Raw genomic sequence first — 19,922 nt, forward strand, 5'->3', positions numbered from 1 at the left:
AATCGAGCGTCAATACCCTGCCACAGGCAGAAGGAGAGCAGCACATGTCGACCGTATCGGAAACCCCGGCCGCCAAGGACGTCTCAAGCTGGACCGACCCGACACTGGATTCGGTCAAGGGAACGGAAACCCCCAAGGACCCCAACAAGGGCTACATCGCGCTGCTGGGCTGGAGCGTCAATGCCATCAAGGCCGCGCAGAAGTTTGACCGCCGCTATGTGGTGGTGGCGCCGGACTGGGCCGCCGACTTCTGCGAAGCCAACAAGATTCCGTACATTCAATGGGATTTCGTGCGCCTGAACGACCGCTCCATGGAGATTGCGGAGCGGCTCAAGGAAGAAGGCGTGGATGTGGCCATTCCGCTGTTCGAGGAAACCGTCGAATGGTCGGGTGCGATCAACTCGGTGCTCATGGACAGCCCCCGCATGTACGGGCAGTCCATCCTGTTTCGCGACAAGGCACTGATGAAGCGCCGTGCCCAGCTGGGCGGCATTCGCGTGGGGATCTTCGAGGAAGCCCACGAGAAGGATGACATCATCCGCTTCATGAAGCGCGTCAACCAGACGCTGCTCAAGCTCGACGGTGACCCCGATGACCCGATTCACGTCAAGGCCTTCGACAAGGCCGGCTGTCTCGGGCACCGCATGATCCGCAAGATCGACGAGATCGACAGCATACCGGCGGAAGAGTATCCCTTGCTGATGGAAAGCCACCTCGATGGCTGGGAGTTTGCCGTCGAGGCCTGGATCCATGATGGCAAGATCAAGTTCCTCAACATCTCCGAGTACGTGACCCTGGGCTATTCGGTGTTCGTTCCGGCCACCCGGGAGCTCGAGAGCTGGCGCGATGCCATCACCAAGCAGATCGAGAAGTTGATCAAGACGTTCGACATCCGGTTCGGCCTGATCCATCCCGAGTACTTCGTGGCGGCGGACGGCGAGATGTACTTCGGCGAGGTCGCCTATCGCCCACCCGGCTTCAAGGCCTTCGAGCTCATCGAGCGCGCCTACGGCTTCAGCCCCTACCAGGCATCGATGCTGGTCTTCGACCCCAAGAGCACCAAGGAGGAGGTCGAGGCCTTCTTCCCCCGCGAGGTGGTCGATGCCAAGGGCTATGCGGGCTGCTTCGGCGTCTACCCGCGGCGGCGTGTCGTCAGCAAGCTGGAGATGCCCAAGGAGACCATCGAGCACCCCTACTTCGAGTCCCACGAGCTGGTGGCGCCCACCGAGGAGACGGTGCCGGACCGCTCGGCATTCGGCACGCACTGGGGCCTGGTGTTCTTCTTCGGTGACGACCCGATCAGGATGCGGGACCTGCTCAAGGCACAGGAGGAGCTGGACTTCTACGTCTGATAGCCCCTTGAAGCCGCCTCTTTTCGAGGCAGTAAATGAGCAAGGGCAGGGCCTGCGCCCTGCCTTTTTCATGCATGTCGATCCACGATCCGATCGCCTGACTAGCGTGCCATGTCGACCACCACGCGCCCACGCACCCGACCGGCGAGCAGCTCGCCCGCCGTGTCGATGGCCTCCTCCAGGCCGATCGTGCGGGTGATGGCGTCGAGCTGGTCGGGGGCCAGCAGCTCACCGAGCCGGCGCCAGGCCTCGACGCGATCTTCGTAGGGGCGCATCACGCTGTCGATCCCCGCCAGGGTCACACCTCTCAGGATGAAGGGGGCAACACTGCTCGGCAGGTCCATGCCCTGGGCCAGGCCGCAGGCCGCGACGGTACCGCCATAGCGGGTCCCGGCAAGGACGTTGGCCAGGGTGTGGCTGCCCACCGAGTCGATGGCCGCCGCCCAGCGCTCCTTCGCCAAGGGGCGACCCGGTTCGGAGAGCTCCGCCCGGTCGATCACCTCCTGGGCCCCTAGCCCCTTGAGGTAGTCGGCTTCCTCCAGGCGCCCGGTGGAGGCCAAGACCCGATAGCCTAGCCGCGCCAGGAGCGCGATGGCGTAGCTGCCGACGCCGCCGTTAGCGCCGGTCACCAGCACATCGCCCTGGTCCGGCGTGACGCCTTGTTTCTCGAGCGCCATCACCGAGAGCATGGCGGTATACCCAGCCGTGCCGATGGCCATGGATTGCCGGGCACTGAAGGCCGAGGGATGAGGGATCAGCCAGCGACTGTCCAGCCGGGCCTTCTCGGCCAGCCCACCCCAGTGCTTCTCGCCGACGCCCCAGCCGTTGAGCAGCACGGCGTCGCCGGGCCGGTAGGCGTCGGTCGACGAGCTCTCGACCGTGCCTGCCAGGTCGATCCCCGGCACCATGGGAAAGGCGCGCACCACCGGCCCCTTGCCGGTGATGGCCAGGGCGTCCTTGTAGTTGAGCGTGCTGCAGTCGACTCGCACCGTGACGTCACCCTCGGGGAGTCGCGACTCGTCGAGCTCCTCCAGCGACACGTGCTGGCCGTCGTCTTGCTTGTCGATCAGGATTGCCTTGAACATCGTGTACCTCGTTGATGTGTCCATTTATAGACCGATCGTCTACGTGAAAACATGAAAACACCCCGGCCTAGCGGGGCAGCCCTTCCATGTACGTCGTGATGAAGGTTTCCAGGGGATGGGCGCTCACCTCCAGCCGGGCGCGCATCACCGCCCCTTCCCAGCCGATCCAGAAGGCCTCGGCGAGCCTGTCGCAATCCGCCTGGCCACCGAGCTCACCGGCCACCTGGGCCTCGCGCAGGCATCGCGCCACCCGCTGCTGCCAGTCGGCGAGGGTCGCCCGCAGCCACTGCCGGTAACTTTCCGGCAGCCGACCGGCCTCCTGGCCAAGGTTGCCCACCAGGCAACCCCGGCGAAAGTGGTGACGTTCCATGCCGGCCCTGGCATCGGCGACGAAGGCCGCGAGGCGCTCCAGGGGCGGGCGTGAGCCGTCCCGCAGGTGCTGGTCGAGCTTGTTGGCAAAGTAGGCGCCGTAATGCTCCATGACGGCGCGCCCGAAGGCCTCCTTGCTGTCGAAATAGTAGTAGAAGGAGCCCTTGGGCACCCCCACGCGTCGCAGGATGCCGTCGATGCCGGATGCGGTGAAGCCCTGTTCGGTCAGCACCTCGAGTCCACTGCGGATCAGGGCCGCGCGGGTATCCGGGTCATCGCGGGAGACCCTGGGGGGTCGCCCACGGCGTGGCTTGGGAGAAGCGGTCGTCTGCGTCATGCCTTAAATATAGACCGCTCGTCTATAAATTCAAGTCCATCAAGGATCAGCCCCCTGCGCGGCACCCATCCGAGCGCCACCGGCCGGGCCCTTCCCGCCAGCCTCACCCGTTGCGCCACATTGACAGGCGCCGCTGGCCACGCCTACTATCGATAATTATTCTCATCAGCAGGCTGTTGCCGGGTTGGCCGACATGAATCCCGAACGTCCCAGGATCACCACCACCGTCGTCTTCCTGCAGGTCTCCTTCCAGGCCATCAAGCACTCCATGGCCGGCAAGGCGAGCGACGGCCTGCCCTGCTGGCTCGACGGCCGGATGCTGCGGATGCTGTGTCGCGATCTCAGAGCCTGTCGCAACGAGGCCGTGGCCCATGAGGAGGCCCATCGCGCCCTGGAGGCCGCCTGTACCCAGTGCGAGGAGTTGCTCGGCCACTGCCCGGGCGGGCTGGACAGCACCCTCTGCCATCGTCATCTGGATGCCATCCTCGTCGGCCTGCAGCACGCTCTGGTGTCGCTGGCTCCCCCGCCTGCCAGCGCCCCGACCGGCCTCTGGCGCAGCGCCACCCGCCACCTCCGCGAGGGCTGGCGCCGCCTCTACTGATTCCGGCGAGAAGCGTTTCTCGCTGCCCTCGTTCCGCTCCCGCCCGCCGAAATTGGCTCGTGCCCTCGGCTCAGGCCGCCTGTTACCTCGGTATCACGGCAAAATCAGCCGGTCGCGGCTCGCCTCGACGCTATAGTTTGGGGGATGGTCCAAGCCGATTCGCGCCCCTGCGGCGAGCATTGGGGCGCATGTCGTGTCATACGCCTGCAGGCGCATGACACAACGTTTCCTGGAGGAAAAACCCATGCACGGCATCCTGTGGGGTGGCGTCATCGCCGCGGGGCTGGCCTCGGCCGGCCTGCCCGCCGGCAGTGCCCAGGCCGATGACGTCGAGGCGCTGGTCGCGTCGATCAAGGCGGCCACGGTACGCTTCGAGGATGTGAACGCAGCCCTCGCGGAGGGGTATGTGCCGGACCCTTCCGGCGAGTGCGTGAGTGCCGCGGCCCATGGCCTGCCTGCCGAGCTGGGCGGCATGGGCATCCACTACCTGCGCCCGGACCTGCTCGGCCTCACGGTCACCGCTCCCCGGGTCGACGGCACCGGTACCCACACCGACTTCATGAACCCCGCCATCCTGCTCTACGAGCCCCAGGCGGATGGCTCTCTGGTGCTGGTCGGGGTCGAGAATCTGGTGTTCCGCAAGGCCTGGGAGGCCGCGGGCCATGGCGCACCTCCGACCCTCGCGGGTCGCCGCTGGGACTACATGGTCGACGACCCGGATACCCCTGCCGAGGAAGCCCACCACTTCGAGCCGCACTACGACCAGCACGTCTGGTTCCGCGACAACCCCAACGGCAACCTCGAGCCCTTCAACCCGTCGGTGACCTGCAACTCCTGGAACGCTTGAGGATGCGAGGGAGCCCCAACAGAGGACCGCCCCCTTTCCCCGGCCACAGCTGACGCGGCGCGCCGCCCGCACCGGGTCAGCTTGCCAGACCTGGTGCCCATGGGGTTAACCGCTACTCTCCCGCCACGACCCGATAGCCCAGCGCCTCGAGGCAGCGTCGCTGCGATAACGTCAGTGCCATCGACAGGTCATCGGTATCCTCCAGGTCACCGGCCAGCACTGCCACGCCTGCCTCGTCATGGGCATGCAGCAGGCACTCGTCGCATCGCCGGCATCCCCAGGCATCAACGCCGCGGCCATCCGGCGCGATGTCGAGTTCATCGGCTCCCCCGCCGACCTGGATGGCCTCCAGCGGCCAGAAGGTGACGGGCTCGTCTCCCGTACCTTGCCCGCGGCCAAGGGGTGAGCCGCACACAAGCAGCGTTACGGTGCCGCAGCGACACGCGATTTGCCCGTAGGGTCCGTTGCTCATGGCGAGCTCCCTGTCGATGGAGGGTGAGGATGACTGAGGCATCCAGACTAACGGTCAACGTCGACCACGCCTATGGCAGGGGGACGCCTCTGACATTACATTTCTCCTGACGAGCCTGGTCAGTTTCGGGGTGCCTACGGCAACCTCGAGCCCTTCAGCCGTCGATGAACTGCCGGCATCACAAGGCGTGAGGTGGTGCGCCCCCCGGCCGCTCGCCTTGCAGCGCTTGCCGGCTTCCGAGGACGTTCCGGCAGCACGCCGGCCGGGCCCTGGGAGATGCTGCGATGACGAGCCCCTACTGGCTGCTGCCGGCCTTCCTGCTGCTCTCGTACCAGGTGCAACTGACCGACACCCTGGGCTTCCATGCCGCCCTCGCCTGCGTACCCTTGGCGGTGTTCGCCGGTGACCGCCATGGCTGGCGAGGCGTCGGCATGGTCGTGGTCGGCGGGCTGCTGCTCCCCTTCGGCCTCTTCACGCCCCTCGGCGGCTTTCCCGCCCGCCTGGACATCTTCCTGGCCTCGGTTTCCGCGGCCACGCTGATGGCGATTCGGTGGCCGATGCCGCCGCTCGCTCGCCGCTTTCGTTCGAGTTTCGGCTTCCTCGCCGCTCTCGCCCTGCTGCCGGTTCACGTGTTGGTCGCCAGGGAAGGTCTCGACAGCGGGTTCGATGTCGTGGTCATCGTCAGCCTGCTCCCGCTGCTCCATTTCCTGCTGTTCCTGCTGGGATGGGCACGGGCCCCGCCCCTCGCGGTGCTCGGGCCCCTGGCCCTGGCCACCGCCGCCGGGATCGGCCTGGCGATGATCGAGAGTCCCTCGCGGCTCCACTATGCGCTCGATACGCCCGCGGACTTCCTGACCGGCCTGGCCTTCTTCCATGCTGGGCGATACGCGCACGACCTCGTCATCGAGCGGGCTTCCGATAACCTCGGCCCACGCTGGCCGTTGACGACCATCGCGCTCCTGCTGCTGCTGTGGGGCGGGTATCCGCTCTGGCAGACCCTCGTCATGTTTACAGGAGAGCACGCTGCCCTGGTCGAGCAGTTCGCTCCCCTGGGCAGCGCCCTGGCCCTGCCCCTGGCGGCCCTGCTGGCAGGATGGCGCTACAGCTGGCGCGGGGTGGTTGGCATCGTGGCCATCGCCGCCGTCGTGGAAGCCTCAGGTGTGATCCTTCACTGGGGTGGTGCCAACCTCGGCATCCTGCTGGTTGCCGCCGCCTTCGGCGCGCTGCGCGACCACCGGGAAGGCACACGCACCCCATGGCCTTCCGCAAGCGGACTGGGCCTTGCCCTGGTCGGTGCGGTGAGCCTGCCGCTGATCCTGGGGCTGCAGTTCGACAAGGGGCGTGACCTGCTGGTCCTGGCCCTGGGCGTGGTGGCCCTCCTCGTCCTCCCTGCCTTCCTCGGGTTGGCCTTGCGCCGTGCCGGCCTGTGGCTCGGTGAAGAGGCCAGGCGCGGGTGGCGGGCCATGGCGGGGCTCGTCCTGCTGCTGCTCGGGCTGCTCTCCCACCTCCAGGAGGCCCTGGTGGCCATCAGTGCGCTCATTGCGGCCCTCTGGTTCGGCGTGCTGGGCCTTGGGGAGGGAGCGTCGGGCTGGCGGTCGGGCGAGACCCTCATGATGGGCATCGGCTTGCTGTTCTATTTCGCCGTGCTGTTGACGGCCGTGGTCGGCATGCTGAACCACCTGCCCGCGGTGATCGCAAGCGCCAGAGAACTTATCCGCTGGCTGAGAGGCTGGCGGCAGCCGGAGCACCCGACGACGACGGAAGGGACGGGGGAAACGGTCGAGACCCAATCCGGCGCCGCGGTATGGCTTACGCGCCTGGCCAGGGGGGTCGGCTGGCTACGCAATGCCCTGATCCTGATTGCCGTTGTGATCATCCTGCTTTTGCTGATGGAACATTTCTGGTAACCGACGACGCCGTGACAGGCGGATTCGGCCAGAAGCGGACGATTGATCAAAGCTAATATAACGCTTGAGCTATCGGGCGTCGTAAGGACGTGTCGACTTAAAGAGCAATTAAGAAAATCACTCCTCCCCGAGCAGCTCACCTTCTTCATTCAGTACATGCAGGAAAACAGCAAGGTTGCCAAGCCCCCTCTGTTGTCAGGATTGATGTCGTGTGTCCGTGAAATCCTGAAGCATGGGAAGGGGAGTCAAATTCCACGGTTAATCGAAGGGTTGGGGCCAGTCCTACGTGGACGAGCCAGCTACTTCATTCTGGTCGATGCTGCCTTCTGGAAGATTGCGTGATAAGGCGACAGTAGAAGTGTCCCAGAACCCGGCGTCGGAAATGACAGGTGCTGATTTCAGATGTCAATCTTTCCCGGTGGTGTAAGAGGACGGGGGAGGCAACTCCCCCTCCTACTCGGTGCGTGATCGAGCAGTTTAGAACTTGAACAATGCACCGATGGAAAACAGATCAATGTCATTGTCAATATCATACCACTCCCACTCACCGACAATACCGAGCTGGTCAGTGAACATATATTGACCGCCGAGGCCATACATGAGGTCGGTGCCATCGTCGTTCATGCCGGAAGCAGCACCGCCCCCTTTAACATCCCACATAATCATGCCGAACTTGCCGAACACGCCGAACTGCTCGTTGAGCGGCAGAATGCCTTTCGCAGCGAGCGTCCAGCCGTCCGTTTCGGCGCTGACTGCCGAACCGTCTTCGGATCCACTGATCTCACCAAAATCTACCCAGGCGGCCTCGAAGGCGATATTCGAATTCATCTCCCAACCGCCGAAGATCTTCCAGCTGGTATCCTTATCGTTGCAATTGGTGACACCATCACACGCATCGATGGTCGCCTGCCCGATGCCCGCTCCACCATAGAAGCCATTCTCTGCGAGGGCATCGCCCGTCAGACCCAGCATCAACAAAATGGCACCAATGATTTTCATTTTGTTCATGACCTGCTCCTAGTAGCAACCCCGCAAGAATCATCCGGACAAACCTTTTATACCTGCTGTGTAACAGTATAGTGTAATTCGACTGACCTAACCCTCTACCTGAATCCGTGAGGCCGGCCCCCTGGAATGCATCTAACCCACTGACCTGCATGGCAATATGGCGGATATCGCCATTCATCCAGACAGTACTATGCCGAATGTCAAATTCCGCGCCAGTCGCCGCACCCTCACCAGCGATGCCGGCCTGTCGATCATTGGGCCGTGCTTTGAGATCACCGGCGTCGACAGCATCGATAGCCGCTTCCCCACCACGCTGGGCATGCGCACCAGCGACGTGGTCAAGAGCTACCTGGGTCTGCTGTGTCTGAGCATGAGCGACTATGACGCCATCGAAAACTTCCGCCGCGACAAGCCCTTCCAGCAGCTGCTGACCCTGCAAAAGGTGCCGAGCACGGCGACGCTGCGACAGCGGCTGGAGAAACTTGCCGCCAACGACCTGCAGGCACGCACCGCCATCTGGTCCACGACCCTGCTGTCACTGGTCGAGGCACCGATCACTGCCGAGACGACACACATCTGCCTGGACATCGACACCTTCGTCATGGACAACAGCAACTCGAAGAAGGAAGGCGTCTCGCGGACCTACCAGAAGGTCGACAGCCCCACCCCGATCGCCGCGTATCTGGACAACGAAGGGTGGTGCCTGGGCCTGGAGCTGCGTCTCGGCAAGCAGCACACCATGAAGGAGAGTAACGCCTTCCTGGAGCGGGCACTGCCTCGCGCCAAAGGCCTGACCGAGCAACCGATCCTGCAGCGACTTCGACAGCCAGGCGCACCTGGTGCTTCTGGAACAGCAGCGGCTGGCCTTTGTCGGCATGTCAGTTTTGGGTCGAAAGCCGCTATAGAAAAACCGGCATTCCTTCGGTGAGTCGCGCTGCCTTGTCGCTTCCCCGCTCCCTGGAGCAGCCCTGTTACCGAGCTGTTTCCGTTTGTAATGGCCCCAGCCCAGCTCAGTCGGCTTCGGGTGCCAACAGCAAGGGCTCTGCGCCTGCCCGATGAAATCTTCGTGCCTCGCCCCTATGCTGGAAGGCAACCCAACCCCAGGGAGGCCATACGATGATCACCGAGACAGACCGACAACACCTTGAGCGCTGCGTGGAACTGGCGGAAGAGGCGCTGGAGGCCGGTGACGAGCCGTTCGGCTCGGTGCTGGTGAGTGGCGATGGCGCGGTGCTGGTGGAGGACCACAACCATGTGGCCGGCGGGGATGCCACCCAGCATCCCGAATTCTTCCTGGCCCGCTGGGCCGCGGAGAACCTGACGCCCGAGGAGCGCGGGCGGGCCACCGTCTACACTTCCGGTGAGCACTGCCCCATGTGTGCGGCGGCCCACGGCTGGGTGGGGCTGGGGCGAATCGTCTATGCCAGCTCGTCCGAGCAGCTGGTGGACTGGCTGCAGGAGCTGGGCGTCGCCCCGCCCCGGGTGCGCCCACTGCCGATTCGGGAGGTGGTGCCGGACGCGGTGGTCGAGGGCCCGGTACCGGAATTCGCCGACCGCATCCGCGACCTGCATCGCCGTCTGCACGGTGCCTGACACCGCTATTCGCTGCGCCGGCCGAGGATCCGGTAGGCGCGGGGCATCCTGTCGTCATCATCGGCCCGGGTCGCCTGAGCCTCGATCTGGCCCTTCAGGGTAGCGGCACCGGCGGAGGCCGAGGCTTCGAGGGAGGCCCGCAAGGCCCTTCGGGTCTCGCCGATGGCCTCGATCAGCTGGGTCTGCTTCGCCGGCCGATGGAGCGCTTCCTGCACCTTGAGCATCGCGTATTCGCTTCCCGCCATGCCGGCCAGGCTCACGGCCGCAGCCACCGTGCCCGCGACAAGTGCTCCCGGGCCGGCAGGGGCAGCAACCGCCGAGGCGGCGCCACCCGCGACCAGTGAACGCATGCCACCCGCCCCGAGGCGTGACACCAGGCTGCGCAGGGCCAGGCGGCTGCCCTGTGCGGCGGCGGTCGCGCCGAAGCGCCGGGCCAGGGCACGCCCCGCCAGCAGGCTGGCACTGCTGCCCCCCACCGCAGCGATGCTCCAGCGTGCCGTATCCAGGCCATCCCGCAGGGCCCCCTGCAGGACACCGTCCAGGTCGAGTTCATGGACGCGGCGCGCTCCCTCACGTTCCGGCCTCACCTGTCGCAGGGCGTAGCGCGCCTGAAGTGTGGCCAGCATCTGGTCGGCCAGGGCCTGCTGTTCGCTGACCAGGCGACGGGGATAGGCCGCCTGGAGGTCCGCCATGGCGGACTCGAGCCCGCTCCTCTCGACCAGCCGCCTGTGGAGCTGCTCGTCCAGCCAGGCATCGAGGTCACCAATGAGCGCCACGCCGAGTCGCGTGTAGCTGCCAACGGGCGAGTAGTACCAGTCCAGGTAGTCCGGCACCGCCGACTCGAGGGGGGCAAAGGCGCTGTCTAGCCGCTCGTCCAGCCAGGGGCGCATTCGTGCCTGGAGTCTCTCTTCCGTCTCCATGGCCAGGGCCGTGAGTTCCCGAGAGAATTCGGCGTGGGTCTCGGCATCCAGGGTCAGGGACTCGCCGGCCACGATCACCCGGTAAAGCGGCGCCTGGCTCTGCGACGCCAGCCAGCCGTGGCCAAGCTCTAACAGCAGCAGCAGTGCCATGACCACCAGGAGCGACGGCCACCAGCTGCGCCAGGCGCGCAGCACAATGGCCAGTCGATCGATCGACGATCGGACGACATGCGTCATGACGGGTCTTCCTCTCGGCCGGTGCAGGCGGCCTCGCGGTGCGGCCGAGGCCCTCCCCGACGCAGCGCCTCGGCGCCGACCAGCAGGCGCACATAGGCCCAGGCGAAGGTGCTCTGGATGAGCAGCAACAGCAGCCAGCCCAGCATCGCCACGGGGGTGGCGAGCCGGAACCGCTCCACGGCATTCTGCATGCTCCAGTGCTGGGTGATCTCGGCTACGGTGGCCAGTCGCTCGAAGAACCCCAGCACGGCGCCCCCCGAGGAATCCGGGAAATGACGCGCGATGGCCTCCTCCCAGCCGAGCCCGACCAGCCACGGCTGGGGCAGCCAGAGGGCGGCCACCACCAGCAGCAGGGTCAGCAGGGCGGCGGCCGGCACGACCACCAGGCGACGGGTCACCGCCGACAGGTGCTCGGTGATGACATGGCGGGCCAGGCGTCGACGCAGCAGGTGCTGCGCCACCACCAGCCCCGGCACCCCGGCCAGCATCAGCGGCCAGAGGACCGGCGCCAGCAGCCGCAGCTTGACCAGCAGCACCAGCGCCAGCAGCGCGCCCATGAGCTGGTGGCGCACCACCATCATCGCCCCACCGCGCAGCCAGCCGTGCCAGGGCGAGTCATCGCGCAGGTACTGCTCCAGCCAGGCACGGCGCCGCAGCCGGGCAGCCTCCAGGCTGCCGGCCACGATCAGCTGGGTGGCCAGCACCCAGACCGGCAGGAACAGCACGCCGGCAAGCGCCCCGCCCGACAGCGACCAGACCAGCAGCACCAGCACCGTCAGGATCAGGTGGGCATGGCGCCAGAGCGGCGCGACTCGCTGCCAGCGCCCGGCCATCAGGCGAGCGGCGAGAGGGCCTGTTCGACGAATGCCTGGCAGCGCAGCCTCGCCGGCCGCTCCTGCAGCCCTTCCCAGTAGGCCTCGAACTCGGGCCGGCGGGGAATGGTGCCGAAGTGCATGCCCCAGCCGAGGTGCGAGCCGACATAGACATCGGCCGCGCTGAAGGCCGTGCCGGCGATATGACGCCTTCCCTCGAGGGCGCCCGCCAAGGTCTCGATGACCGACCAGTAGTCGCCGCAGCCGAGCTGCCTCTGCTGCTCCGCCGTAGGCTGAACACCGAGATTGTTCAGCGAGAGGGCGGATTCCAGGGGCCCGGCTGCGAAGAACAGCCAGCGGTAGTAGTCGCCCCGGGCGGCGGGCGGCGGCGCCAGGCCTGCCTCCGGGAAGGCATCGGCGAGGTAGGCACAGATGGCGGCGGCCTCGGTGACCACCACGTCCCCGTGGCGGATCGCCGGCACCTTGCCCATTGGATTGAGGGCCAGGTAGTCCGGCGACTTCATGGCGGCACCGTACTCGAGGGTCACCGTGCGATAGGGCACGCCAAGCTCCTCGAGCATCCAGTGGACGATCCCGCCCCGGGAGAGCGGGTTGGTGTAGAAGGTGAGCTCGGCCGGCTCACGCGGGGAGGGTTCGGCCAGTGCCGCGGGCGGCAGCACGACCTCGGGCGGCAGCACATAGCCCTGGCCGGGCGCATTGACCACCTCGACCCCCACCGCCCGCAGCGCGGCAACATCCTGGTAGAGGGTGCGCAGCGTGATCCCCAGCCGCTCGGCAAGCTCGGGCCCGCCAAGCGGGCCGTTGTGGTGGCGCAGTTCCCGGATCAGGTCTTGCAGGCGCGTCGTTCGTGACATGGACGATTCCTCGTGCGCGTGGCAGTGACTCGACGCCCCGAGGCGGCGAGGCGATCATCATGCCTCCGACACGGCGGCGGTACCAGTCACACGGCCAGGGGTCGACATGCCACCGAGCCGGGCCGGCTCAGAGTCCCTGGGCACCCCGGCGCAGCCAGTCATGCACGAAGGCAAGCTTCTGGCGTGCGGCATCCGAGAGCACGAAGGGGTAGAGATCGGAGAGCCCCATGGAGCGATTGACGTGGTTGACACCCGCCACCAGGCTGGCCGCAACATGGATCAGGCGGTCGGCGTCGGGTTCCATGTAAGGGTCCCAGCCGGGGCTCGGCAGCTCCGGCGAGGAGAGACCCGTCGCGACGAAGCTGTCGGTGATGTCCGTCAGGTGCAGCAGGTGGGCGGCGGTCTCGGCCCAGTCCTCGTGGGGATGCGCGGATGCGTAGGTCGTCAGGAAGCGTAGCCTCCAGTCGGGCGGCGGGCCGTCATGGAAGTACCGCTGGAGCGCGGCGGGGTAATCCGCGCGCTCGTCGCCGAACATGGCCCGGAAGGCGTCGAGGAAGTCCTCGCGCAGGCTGAGGCGCCACCAGAGCATGTGCGAGATCTCGTGGCGCATGTGGCCGATCATGGTGCGATAGGGCTCCTCGAGCGCTTCCCGACGGGTGGTACGCAGAACCGGGTCCGCCTCCGCCACGCTGATCGTCACCACGCCCCCGACATGGCCCATGGGCACCGGGGTATGGCCCTCCGCCAGCATGTGAAACACCGGACGAGCGCCCGGATCCTCGGGGCGGAACCAGTGCCAGCGCCCCAGGTTGTCGAGCACCCAGCGCTTGGCGGCCTCAGTCTTTGCCCAGTTGGGCATGGCAGCGGGGATAGAAGGATCCGGCGCCAGCGCGGTCATGGCGCAGGATCGACAGAAGGCCCCCTGCTCGGGAGCGATCCAGTTGCAGCCGATGACGTCGCGATTCACGCAGAACGGCGGCATGGGCAGGAAGGCCCTGGCCTGGGGGTCATAGGCGACGGGCGTTCCCTCGGCGGTGGCGAGGTTATCGAACCAGAGGGACCCGGCACCGACCGGGTTGGCAAAGACACGCATGAGGCAATCACTCCGCAGTTACCGCAAGGCAGAAGGCCCGACGCTCTACGCTGCATCCTGCTCTTTTCATTTCCGCTTATCAATTGCCCGACTAGGCTCGATAAGGGTTGGCGTCACCTCAAATCAAATCGTTGCTGTCAACAGTATTTGCTTAAGCAGGCACTACCGTGGCGTGATGCGGAAGATTGGGCGCGAACGGCTCACGCCGGTCACACAAGGGCAGAAATGCATGCGGCGGGCCAAAGCCCGCCGCAAGGTCAACCAACTCGCCTATTTCCAGGAGGGGCCGCTCATGGCATCCGGCAGCCACATGGCCAGGGCCGGGAAAGCCAGGACCAGCGCCAGCACCACCAGCTGGGCGAGGATGAAGGGGACCACGCCGGCATACATGTGCCGCAGCGTCACCTCGGGGGGCGTGATAGCTCTCAGGTAGAAGATGGCCGGCGCCAGGGGTGGCGTCAGGTAGCTGGTCTGAAGCACCACCAGGAACGCCACACAGAACCAGATCTCGTCGAATCCCAGCGCCCGGACGATGGGCATCGCCACCGGGATGATGATCAGCACCACCGAAATCAGATCAAGAATGAAGCCGGCGATGAAGGCGATCAGCAGGATCAGCGCCAGGATCATCCAGGGTTCGAGCCCGGTCCCCATCAACAGCGACTGTACGGTGGCCATGCCACCGGCGGCGAAGAACACCCCGGCGAACATGCTGCCGCCCATCACGATCAACAGGATCATGGCGGAGATGTTCATGGTGCGTATCGCCGCCTGCCAGAGCACCGTCAGGGTGAGGTTGCGATAGGCCATCGCCAGCACGACGGCCCCCAGGGCACCGCAGGCCGCCGCCTCCGTCGGTGTGGCCACCCCCATCAGGATGGTGCCCAGCACCACGAAGATCAGCGCCATGGTGGGCAGCAGGGCCACGAGCGTGATGCGCAGCTTCTCGAACAGCGCCACCTCTTCGCTCTCCTTGATCCGCGGCGCCATCTCCGGCTTCAGGTAGGCCACCCCGATGATGTAGAGCAGGAAGAAGAGCGCCATCAGGAAGCCCGGAAGCAGCAGCCCGCTGAACAGCGAGCCCACCGATACCCCTGCCACCGGGCCCAGTACCACCACTGTTATGGAGGGCGGGATGGCCGTGCCGAGCGACCCGCTCGCGCAGATGGTGCCGGAGAGCAGCCGCTTGTCGTAGTGGTGCTTTAGCATGACCGGCACGGCCAGCATGCCGATCACCGCCTCGGTGGCGCCCACCACGCCGCTGGAGGCGGCAAACAGGGTGCCCATGATGATCGCGCCGACACCCAGTCCGCCGGGCAGGCGTGTGGTCCAGAGATGGATGGCGCCGAACAGGCGCTCGGCGATGCCGGAACGCTCCAGCACCGCGCCCATGAAGATGAACAACGGTACCGCCGCCAGGATGGAGTTGGAGGCCGTGTCCTCGATCTTGGTGAGAAGCTGATAGGCCGCGGCGTCACCGAACTGCATGATGCCAAAGATCGTGGCCACCACGATCATGGAGAAGGCGATCGGAAAGCCGGCGATGATGAAGGCCATCAGCGCCGGGAACATCAGCAGCGCCAGGTAATCACTCATGCCTTGCCCTCCCCGTCCACTGGCCGCCCCATCAGGATGGCGAGGGACTTCAGCAGCTCGGCCAGCACCTGCAGCGCCAGCAGCAGGAAGCCGACGAACCAGACGGTAAACACCGGCCAGATCACCGGATTCCAGGCCGAACGCCCTGAGCGCTCGTTGGACTCGAAGGCGGCCAGGGCATACTTCGACAGCTCCCATACCAGCCACACCAGGATCGGCAGGAAGAGCACATAGCCCACCAGCCGCACCAGCGCATTGCTGCGCTGCCCCAGCTGCAGGCTGAGGATATCCACGCTGACGTGCTGGCCAACGCGCAGTGCGTTCGCCATTCCCAGCATGAAGATGGCCCCCATCACCATGTAGCTGATCTCGAAGGCCCACAGGGTCGGTTGACCCAGCACATAGCGGCTGAACACCTCGTAGACCAGGGCGCCGATCAGGGGAAAGATCAGCACCGCACCGACCCAGCCGGCTCGGCGAGTCAGGCTCTCGATTAGGTTGATGACTCTCATGTCATTGATTCCCGTTGACCTTACCCAGACAGCAGAAGAGAGGCCAGGCGGCCTCTCTTCCCTTGTTGCCAGCCGGTCGTGGCTCAGTTGTTGGCGCCGCCGATGGGCAGGCGATACTCGGGCCAGCGGTTCATGGCCTCCTTGAAGCTGCGCTGGGACTCCAGCACGCGGGCGAACCACTCGTTCTCCTCGGCGTACTCGTTCTCCCAGGCCTCCGTCTCGTCATAGATGGCCTGGATGAAGGAGTCGTCGAGCTGGACCATCTCGTTGGGCCCGTCGATCAGCTCCTGGTAGGCATCCAGGTCGGCGAAGGAGCTGGCCAGCCAGGAGTCGTAGACGCTCAGCTTGCCGGCCAGACGCAGCAGCTCCTGCTGCTCCACGCTCAGCCCGTCCCAGGCCTCCTGGTTGACCTGACACTCCAGGAAGCCGCCGGACTGATGGACACCCGGCAGAATCACGTACTGGGCCACCTCCTGGAAGCCGGTGGGCCGGTTCATCTCGGGGCTGCCCCACTCGGCGGCATCGATCACGCCACGCTCAAGGGCGCTGTAGATCTCGCCACCGGCCATCACCACGGTTGAGGCGCCCAGGCGGGAGGCGATCTCGGCCCAGGCACCGGAAGTGCGCAGGCGCAGGCCCTGAAAGTCCTCGAGGGTTTCGACCTTCTTGTTGGAGTGGAGGAAGATCTCGGTCCCCAGGATGGAGCAGGGGAAGGCCACCACGTCGAAGACCTCGCGGCGGAACTCCTCGTAGAGTTCCACGCCGCCGCCCTCGTACATCCACAGCATGAATTCCTCGGGTGTCAGGCCGCTGGAGTGCCCGGCCAGCAGGGCCGCGGTGGGGTCGGTGCCATAGTCATAGTTGATGTAGTTGTGGCTCACCTCGGCGACCCCGGATTTCACCGTGTTGGTCACGCGCAGCGCGCCACCCAGGGTGCCGCCCGGGAAGACCTCGATCTCGATCTCGCCGCCGGTGAGCTGGTTGACGTAGCTGGCGAAGGTTTCCGCATCGCGTTCCAGCCAGGGACCACCGCTCCATGGCGTGGCCATACGCCAGCTTTCCGCAGCCTCGGCGGCCACCGAGCTCGCCGTCAGGCCAGCGGCCACACCCACGGATAGGGCAATACGAGTCATCTTGTGCATTGTTCTCTCTCCTCATGGTCCATTTTGGTGCCAGCAGCACTCTTCAACGCTGCGGTAGACCCCTTTACCTTACGGTCAGCCACACCGGTTGTTTTGCCCGAGAATACGAAGACTTGTGCTGAAACTGGGTAATTGAAAGGGTTGCATACAGAAAATCCAGCTAATTATATGCAAATGTGAGGCCAACACGACTCCACCATCGTCTCGGTTGACCTCCCGGGACCTGCCCGCCATGTCCGAGAAGCTGGAACCCAGGGCCCAACATGAAAAAAAACGGCGAGGGAGTCCCCGCCGCCAAACATCGGTCGTTACCGATCGAGAGAGAGCCCGCTAGTATGTCGTTAAGCCATCAGATCTCGAATCAGATCTCGAAACCCAGGCCGAAGTCCTCGGCGCTGATCGCCATCAACGGCTCGGCACCGGCTTCCAGGGCCGCCTTGTGGGAGCGGGTGCGCGGTACCAGGCGCTGGTAGAAGAAGCGCGCGGTGTCGAGCTTGGCACGGTAGAAGGCGGCTTCCTCGGTGCACTCGGAAAGCGCCACCCGGGCCTGTTTCGCCGCACGGGCGAAGAGGTAGGCGAGGGTCACGTAGCCCGAGTACATCAGGTAGTCGACGCTGGCCGCGCCTACCTCCTCGCGGTCGCTCATGGCCTTCATGCCAATGGCCATGGTCATCTCGCCCCACTCGGCGTTGAGCTTGGCCAGCGGGCGCACGAACTCGGCGAGCTCGCTGTTGCCCTCCTCGGCCTGGCAGAACTTGTGGATCTCCTTGGTGAATACCTTGAGGCTCTCGCCCTGGCTCATCAGCACCTTGCGACCCAGCAGGTCGAGGGCCTGGATTCCGGTGGTGCCCTCGTAGAGGCGAGTGATGCGCGCGTCGCGCACCAGTTGCTCCATGCCCCACTCCTGGATGAAGCCGTGGCCGCCGAAGACCTGCACGCCCTCGTTGGTCGCCTCGAAGCCCACCTCGGTGAGGAAGGCCTTGACGATGGGGGTCAGCAGGCCCAGCAGGGTCTCGGCGCGCTCTTTCTCGTCGGCATCCGTGCCGTGCTCGACGATATCGATCATCTGCGCGGTATAGAGCGTCAGCATCCGGCCGCCCTCGGCGAAGGCCTTCTGGGTGAGCAGCATGCGGCGCACGTCCGGGTGGACGATGATCGGGTCGGCGGGTCTCTCCGGCGCCTTGGCACCGGCGAGCGCGCGCATCTGCAGGCGGTCGCGGGCATAGGCCAGGGCGTTCTGGAAGCTCGCCTCGGTGAGGCCCAGGCCCTGGATGCCGACGCCGATGCGCGCGGCGTTCATCATGGTGAACATGCAGGCCAGGCCCTTGTTGGGCGCCCCCACAAGGAAGCCTTTCGCCGCATCGAAGTTCATCACGCAGGTGGCGTTGCCGTGGATGCCCATCTTGTGCTCCAGCGAGCCGCACACCACGCCGTTCCGCTCGCCCGGGTTGCCCTCGGCATCCGGCAGGAACTTGGGTACCACAAAGAGCGAGATGCCTTTCGAGCTCTCCGGGGCGTCCGGCAGCTTGGCCAGCACCAGGTGGACGATGTTCTCGGCCAGGTCGTGCTCGCCGGCGGAGATAAAGATCTTGGTGCCGGTGACCTCGAAGGCACCGTCATCTGTCGGCACGGCCCGGGTCTTGATCAGGCCGAGGTCGGTGCCGCAGTGGGGCTCGGTGAGGCACATGGTGCCGGTCCAGGTGCCCTCCACCAGCCTGGTCAGGTAGGTGGCCTGCTGCTCCTCGGTGCCGTGGTGGCGCAGGGCGTCGGCGGCGCCGTGGGAGAGCCCCGGGTACATGCCCCAGGCCAGGTTGGTGGAGCAGATCATCTCGTTGAGCACCATGGCCAGCGAGTGCGGCAGGCCCTGGCCGCCGTGGGCGGGCTCGGCGGCGAGGCTCGGCCAGCCGCCCTCCACGTACTGGGCGTAGGCCTCCTTGAAGCCTTTCGGCGCCTTCACCTCGCCGCCCTCCAGCAGGCAGCCCTCGCGATCGCCACTCTGGTTCAGCGGCAGCAGCACCTCGCGAGCGAAGCGCGCGCCCTCCTCCAGGATGGCAGCGACCACATCGGGGCTCGCCTCCTCGCCGCCGGGCAGGCGGGCGTAGTGGGCCGGGTAGTCCAGCATCTCGTCCATGACGAAGCGGATATCGCGCAGGGGGGCCTGATAGTCGGGCATCTCGATCTCTCCAGTTCCATGGCTGGGCCGCAAGCGGTCGCCAAGTCATAGGGTCACGAAGGCGGCGAGGGCCGCTTTCAAACATGTGTTTGAAATTATCCCTCATCCTGGATGCAGTCAAGCGTTCGTTTGAAGAGGCGGAAAGGATCAAGGGGTCAAGGAGTCAAGGGACACCTCCCCTTGCTCCTTGACCCCTTGTGACTGGCCGAAGCCCTTACTGCATGCGAATCCCGCCGTCCAGGCGGATCACCTCGCCGTTGAGCATGGCGTTGGTGATGATCTGCTCCGCCAGGCGGGCGAACTCATCGGGCTTGCCGAGCCGCTTGGGGAAGGGCACGGCGGCGGCCAGGGCCTGGGCGGCCTCGTCGGGGATCTCGCTCATCATGGGGGTCTCGAACACCCCGGGGGCGATGGCCATCACCCGCACGCCGTGGCGCGAGAGCTCGCGGGCCGCGGGCAGGCTCATGCCCACCACACCGGCCTTGGAGGCGCTGTAGGCGCACTGCCCCACCTGGCCATCCATGGCGGCGATGGAGGCGGTGTTGATGATCACCCCGCGCTCGCCGTCCTCAGCCGGGGCGTTCTTCGCCATGGCCGCGGCGGCCAGGCGCATCACGTTGAAGGTGCCCACCAGGTTGATCTGGATGGTGCGATTGTAGGCCTCGAGGTCGGCGGGGTTGCCCTCGCGATCGACTAGCTTGCCCACGCTGACCACCCCGGCGCAGTGCACCACGCCGGCGAGGCCGCGACCTTCGCTGAGTTCCACCGCCACATCGACGGCCGCCTGGATATCCTCGCCAGAGGTGACGTCGCCACGCACCGCCCGGGCGGCACCGCCCAGGCGCTTGGCGTGGGCGTCGACGGCGTCGCTGAGGTCGCAGAGCACCACCCGGCCGCCGGCGGCAACCAGGCGCTCGGCGGTGGCCGCCCCCAGCCCGGAGGCGGCCCCGGTAATCAGAAAGGTATTGTCCTTCAGTTGCATGTCAGGATC

19 protein-coding genes are annotated in these 19,922 nt (G+C 65.9%); 6 read left to right on the forward strand and 13 right to left on the reverse strand.

Features of this window, described 5'->3' with window-relative positions:
• Positions 1–44: 44 nt before the first annotated feature.
• Positions 45–1,352 (forward strand): carboxylate--amine ligase, encoded by a 1,308-nt coding sequence (locus P8934_RS11815; RefSeq protein ID WP_278031214.1) that lies wholly within the window; start codon positions 45–47, stop codon positions 1,350–1,352.
• A 101-nt stretch (positions 1,353–1,453) separates the two neighbouring features.
• On the opposite strand, the gene P8934_RS11820 is transcribed toward P8934_RS11815, so the two are convergent.
• Both P8934_RS11820 and P8934_RS11825 read right to left on the reverse strand, forming a co-directional pair.
• Positions 1,454–2,437: an MDR family oxidoreductase gene (locus tag P8934_RS11820; protein ID WP_106230381.1), complete on the reverse strand. Its 984-nt coding sequence runs from the start codon at positions 2,435–2,437 to the stop codon at positions 1,454–1,456.
• 67 nt (positions 2,438–2,504) lie between these two features.
• Positions 2,505–3,143, reverse strand: a complete 639-nt coding sequence (locus P8934_RS11825; RefSeq protein ID WP_278031215.1) for a TetR/AcrR family transcriptional regulator — start codon at positions 3,141–3,143, stop codon at positions 2,505–2,507.
• A gap of 193 nt (positions 3,144–3,336) precedes the next feature.
• Between P8934_RS11825 and P8934_RS11830 the strand changes: the two genes are divergently transcribed.
• Positions 3,337–3,744: a hypothetical protein gene (locus P8934_RS11830; protein ID WP_278031216.1), complete on the forward strand. Its 408-nt coding sequence runs from the start codon at positions 3,337–3,339 to the stop codon at positions 3,742–3,744.
• A gap of 244 nt (positions 3,745–3,988) precedes the next feature.
• Complete coding sequence (locus P8934_RS11835) at positions 3,989–4,591, forward strand: hypothetical protein (RefSeq protein ID WP_278031217.1); 603 nt, start codon at positions 3,989–3,991, stop codon at positions 4,589–4,591.
• Positions 4,592–4,703: 112 nt separating this feature from the next.
• Here P8934_RS11835 and P8934_RS11840 read toward each other — a convergent pair whose 3' ends face one another.
• On the reverse strand, positions 4,704–5,063 hold the full coding sequence (locus tag P8934_RS11840; protein WP_278031218.1) for a hypothetical protein: 360 nt from the start codon (positions 5,061–5,063) through the stop codon (positions 4,704–4,706).
• Between the two features lie 284 nt (positions 5,064–5,347).
• Between P8934_RS11840 and P8934_RS11845 the strand changes: the two genes are divergently transcribed.
• Positions 5,348–6,970, forward strand: a complete 1,623-nt coding sequence (locus tag P8934_RS11845; RefSeq protein ID WP_278031219.1) for a hypothetical protein — start codon at positions 5,348–5,350, stop codon at positions 6,968–6,970.
• Between the two features lie 477 nt (positions 6,971–7,447).
• Here the strand turns inward: P8934_RS11845 and P8934_RS11850 are convergent, their stop codons facing one another.
• Positions 7,448–7,978, reverse strand: coding sequence for an outer membrane beta-barrel protein (locus P8934_RS11850; RefSeq protein ID WP_278031220.1), 531 nt, complete (start codon positions 7,976–7,978; stop codon positions 7,448–7,450).
• A 157-nt stretch (positions 7,979–8,135) separates the two neighbouring features.
• Here P8934_RS11850 and P8934_RS11855 point away from each other — a divergent pair, with 157 nt between their 5' ends.
• Both P8934_RS11855 and P8934_RS11860 read left to right on the forward strand, forming a co-directional pair.
• Positions 8,136–8,906, forward strand: coding sequence for a transposase (locus P8934_RS11855; protein WP_278031221.1), 771 nt, complete (start codon positions 8,136–8,138; stop codon positions 8,904–8,906).
• A 188-nt stretch (positions 8,907–9,094) separates the two neighbouring features.
• Positions 9,095–9,571 (forward strand): nucleoside deaminase, encoded by a 477-nt coding sequence (locus tag P8934_RS11860; protein WP_278031222.1) that lies wholly within the window; start codon positions 9,095–9,097, stop codon positions 9,569–9,571.
• 5 nt (positions 9,572–9,576) lie between these two features.
• Here the strand turns inward: P8934_RS11860 and P8934_RS11865 are convergent, their stop codons facing one another.
• From P8934_RS11865 to P8934_RS11905, 9 genes are all read right to left on the reverse strand, one after another.
• Positions 9,577–10,728 (reverse strand): hypothetical protein, encoded by a 1,152-nt coding sequence (locus P8934_RS11865; RefSeq protein WP_278031223.1) that lies wholly within the window; start codon positions 10,726–10,728, stop codon positions 9,577–9,579.
• Entirely contained in the window at positions 10,725–11,561 is an 837-nt protein-coding gene (locus P8934_RS11870; protein WP_278031224.1) for a hypothetical protein, read from the reverse strand. The genes P8934_RS11865 and P8934_RS11870 overlap by 4 nt, the downstream gene beginning before the upstream one ends.
• Complete coding sequence (locus tag P8934_RS11875) at positions 11,561–12,415, reverse strand: HTH domain-containing protein (RefSeq protein WP_278031225.1); 855 nt, start codon at positions 12,413–12,415, stop codon at positions 11,561–11,563. Before P8934_RS11875 ends, P8934_RS11870 begins: the two co-directional genes overlap by 1 nt.
• 127 nt (positions 12,416–12,542) lie before the next feature.
• Positions 12,543–13,508 (reverse strand): putative zinc-binding metallopeptidase, encoded by a 966-nt coding sequence (locus P8934_RS11880; protein WP_278031226.1) that lies wholly within the window; start codon positions 13,506–13,508, stop codon positions 12,543–12,545.
• A 270-nt stretch (positions 13,509–13,778) separates the two neighbouring features.
• Positions 13,779–15,104 (reverse strand): TRAP transporter large permease subunit, encoded by a 1,326-nt coding sequence (locus P8934_RS11885; RefSeq protein WP_278031227.1) that lies wholly within the window; start codon positions 15,102–15,104, stop codon positions 13,779–13,781.
• Complete coding sequence (locus P8934_RS11890) at positions 15,101–15,616, reverse strand: TRAP transporter small permease subunit (RefSeq protein WP_278031228.1); 516 nt, start codon at positions 15,614–15,616, stop codon at positions 15,101–15,103. The genes P8934_RS11885 and P8934_RS11890 overlap by 4 nt, the downstream gene beginning before the upstream one ends.
• An 83-nt stretch (positions 15,617–15,699) precedes the next feature.
• Positions 15,700–16,758, reverse strand: a complete 1,059-nt coding sequence (locus tag P8934_RS11895; RefSeq protein ID WP_278031229.1) for a C4-dicarboxylate ABC transporter substrate-binding protein — start codon at positions 16,756–16,758, stop codon at positions 15,700–15,702.
• A gap of 361 nt (positions 16,759–17,119) precedes the next feature.
• Positions 17,120–18,931 carry an acyl-CoA dehydrogenase C-terminal domain-containing protein gene (locus P8934_RS11900; RefSeq protein ID WP_278031230.1) on the reverse strand — a complete coding sequence of 604 codons (1,812 nt, stop codon included), beginning with the start codon at positions 18,929–18,931 and terminating at the stop codon, positions 17,120–17,122.
• 214 nt (positions 18,932–19,145) lie between these two features.
• A complete protein-coding gene (locus P8934_RS11905) occupies positions 19,146–19,913 on the reverse strand; it encodes an SDR family NAD(P)-dependent oxidoreductase (protein ID WP_278031231.1) in 768 nt (255 codons plus the stop codon).
• Positions 19,914–19,922: the final 9 nt, after the last annotated feature.

Source organism: Halomonas sp. CKK8 (assembly GCF_029625235.1).
Taxonomy (GTDB): Bacteria; Pseudomonadota; Gammaproteobacteria; order Pseudomonadales; family Halomonadaceae; genus Halomonas; species Halomonas ventosae.

What these genes read in the sequence shown, in the direction of transcription:
- P8934_RS11815 (WP_278031214.1), top strand. Translation starts at nt 45, where the DNA reads ATGTCGACCGTATCGGAAACCCCGGCCGCCAAGGACGTCTCAAGCTGG.
- P8934_RS11820 (WP_106230381.1), bottom strand. Translation starts at nt 2,437, where the DNA reads ATGTTCAAGGCAATCCTGATCGACAAGCAAGACGACGGCCAGCACGTG.
- P8934_RS11825 (WP_278031215.1), bottom strand. Translation starts at nt 3,143, where the DNA reads ATGACGCAGACGACCGCTTCTCCCAAGCCACGCCGTGGGCGACCCCCC.
- P8934_RS11830 (WP_278031216.1), top strand. Translation starts at nt 3,337, where the DNA reads ATGAATCCCGAACGTCCCAGGATCACCACCACCGTCGTCTTCCTGCAG.
- P8934_RS11835 (WP_278031217.1), top strand. Translation starts at nt 3,989, where the DNA reads ATGCACGGCATCCTGTGGGGTGGCGTCATCGCCGCGGGGCTGGCCTCG.
- P8934_RS11840 (WP_278031218.1), bottom strand. Translation starts at nt 5,063, where the DNA reads ATGAGCAACGGACCCTACGGGCAAATCGCGTGTCGCTGCGGCACCGTA.
- P8934_RS11845 (WP_278031219.1), top strand. Translation starts at nt 5,348, where the DNA reads ATGACGAGCCCCTACTGGCTGCTGCCGGCCTTCCTGCTGCTCTCGTAC.
- P8934_RS11850 (WP_278031220.1), bottom strand. Translation starts at nt 7,978, where the DNA reads ATGAACAAAATGAAAATCATTGGTGCCATTTTGTTGATGCTGGGTCTG.
- P8934_RS11855 (WP_278031221.1), top strand. Translation starts at nt 8,136, where the DNA reads ATGGCGGATATCGCCATTCATCCAGACAGTACTATGCCGAATGTCAAA.
- P8934_RS11860 (WP_278031222.1), top strand. Translation starts at nt 9,095, where the DNA reads ATGATCACCGAGACAGACCGACAACACCTTGAGCGCTGCGTGGAACTG.
- P8934_RS11865 (WP_278031223.1), bottom strand. Translation starts at nt 10,728, where the DNA reads ATGACGCATGTCGTCCGATCGTCGATCGATCGACTGGCCATTGTGCTG.
- P8934_RS11870 (WP_278031224.1), bottom strand. Translation starts at nt 11,561, where the DNA reads ATGGCCGGGCGCTGGCAGCGAGTCGCGCCGCTCTGGCGCCATGCCCAC.
- P8934_RS11875 (WP_278031225.1), bottom strand. Translation starts at nt 12,415, where the DNA reads ATGTCACGAACGACGCGCCTGCAAGACCTGATCCGGGAACTGCGCCAC.
- P8934_RS11880 (WP_278031226.1), bottom strand. Translation starts at nt 13,508, where the DNA reads ATGCGTGTCTTTGCCAACCCGGTCGGTGCCGGGTCCCTCTGGTTCGAT.
- P8934_RS11885 (WP_278031227.1), bottom strand. Translation starts at nt 15,104, where the DNA reads ATGAGTGATTACCTGGCGCTGCTGATGTTCCCGGCGCTGATGGCCTTC.
- P8934_RS11890 (WP_278031228.1), bottom strand. Translation starts at nt 15,616, where the DNA reads ATGAGAGTCATCAACCTAATCGAGAGCCTGACTCGCCGAGCCGGCTGG.
- P8934_RS11895 (WP_278031229.1), bottom strand. Translation starts at nt 16,758, where the DNA reads ATGCACAAGATGACTCGTATTGCCCTATCCGTGGGTGTGGCCGCTGGC.
- P8934_RS11900 (WP_278031230.1), bottom strand. Translation starts at nt 18,931, where the DNA reads ATGCCCGACTATCAGGCCCCCCTGCGCGATATCCGCTTCGTCATGGAC.
- P8934_RS11905 (WP_278031231.1), bottom strand. Translation starts at nt 19,913, where the DNA reads ATGCAACTGAAGGACAATACCTTTCTGATTACCGGGGCCGCCTCCGGG.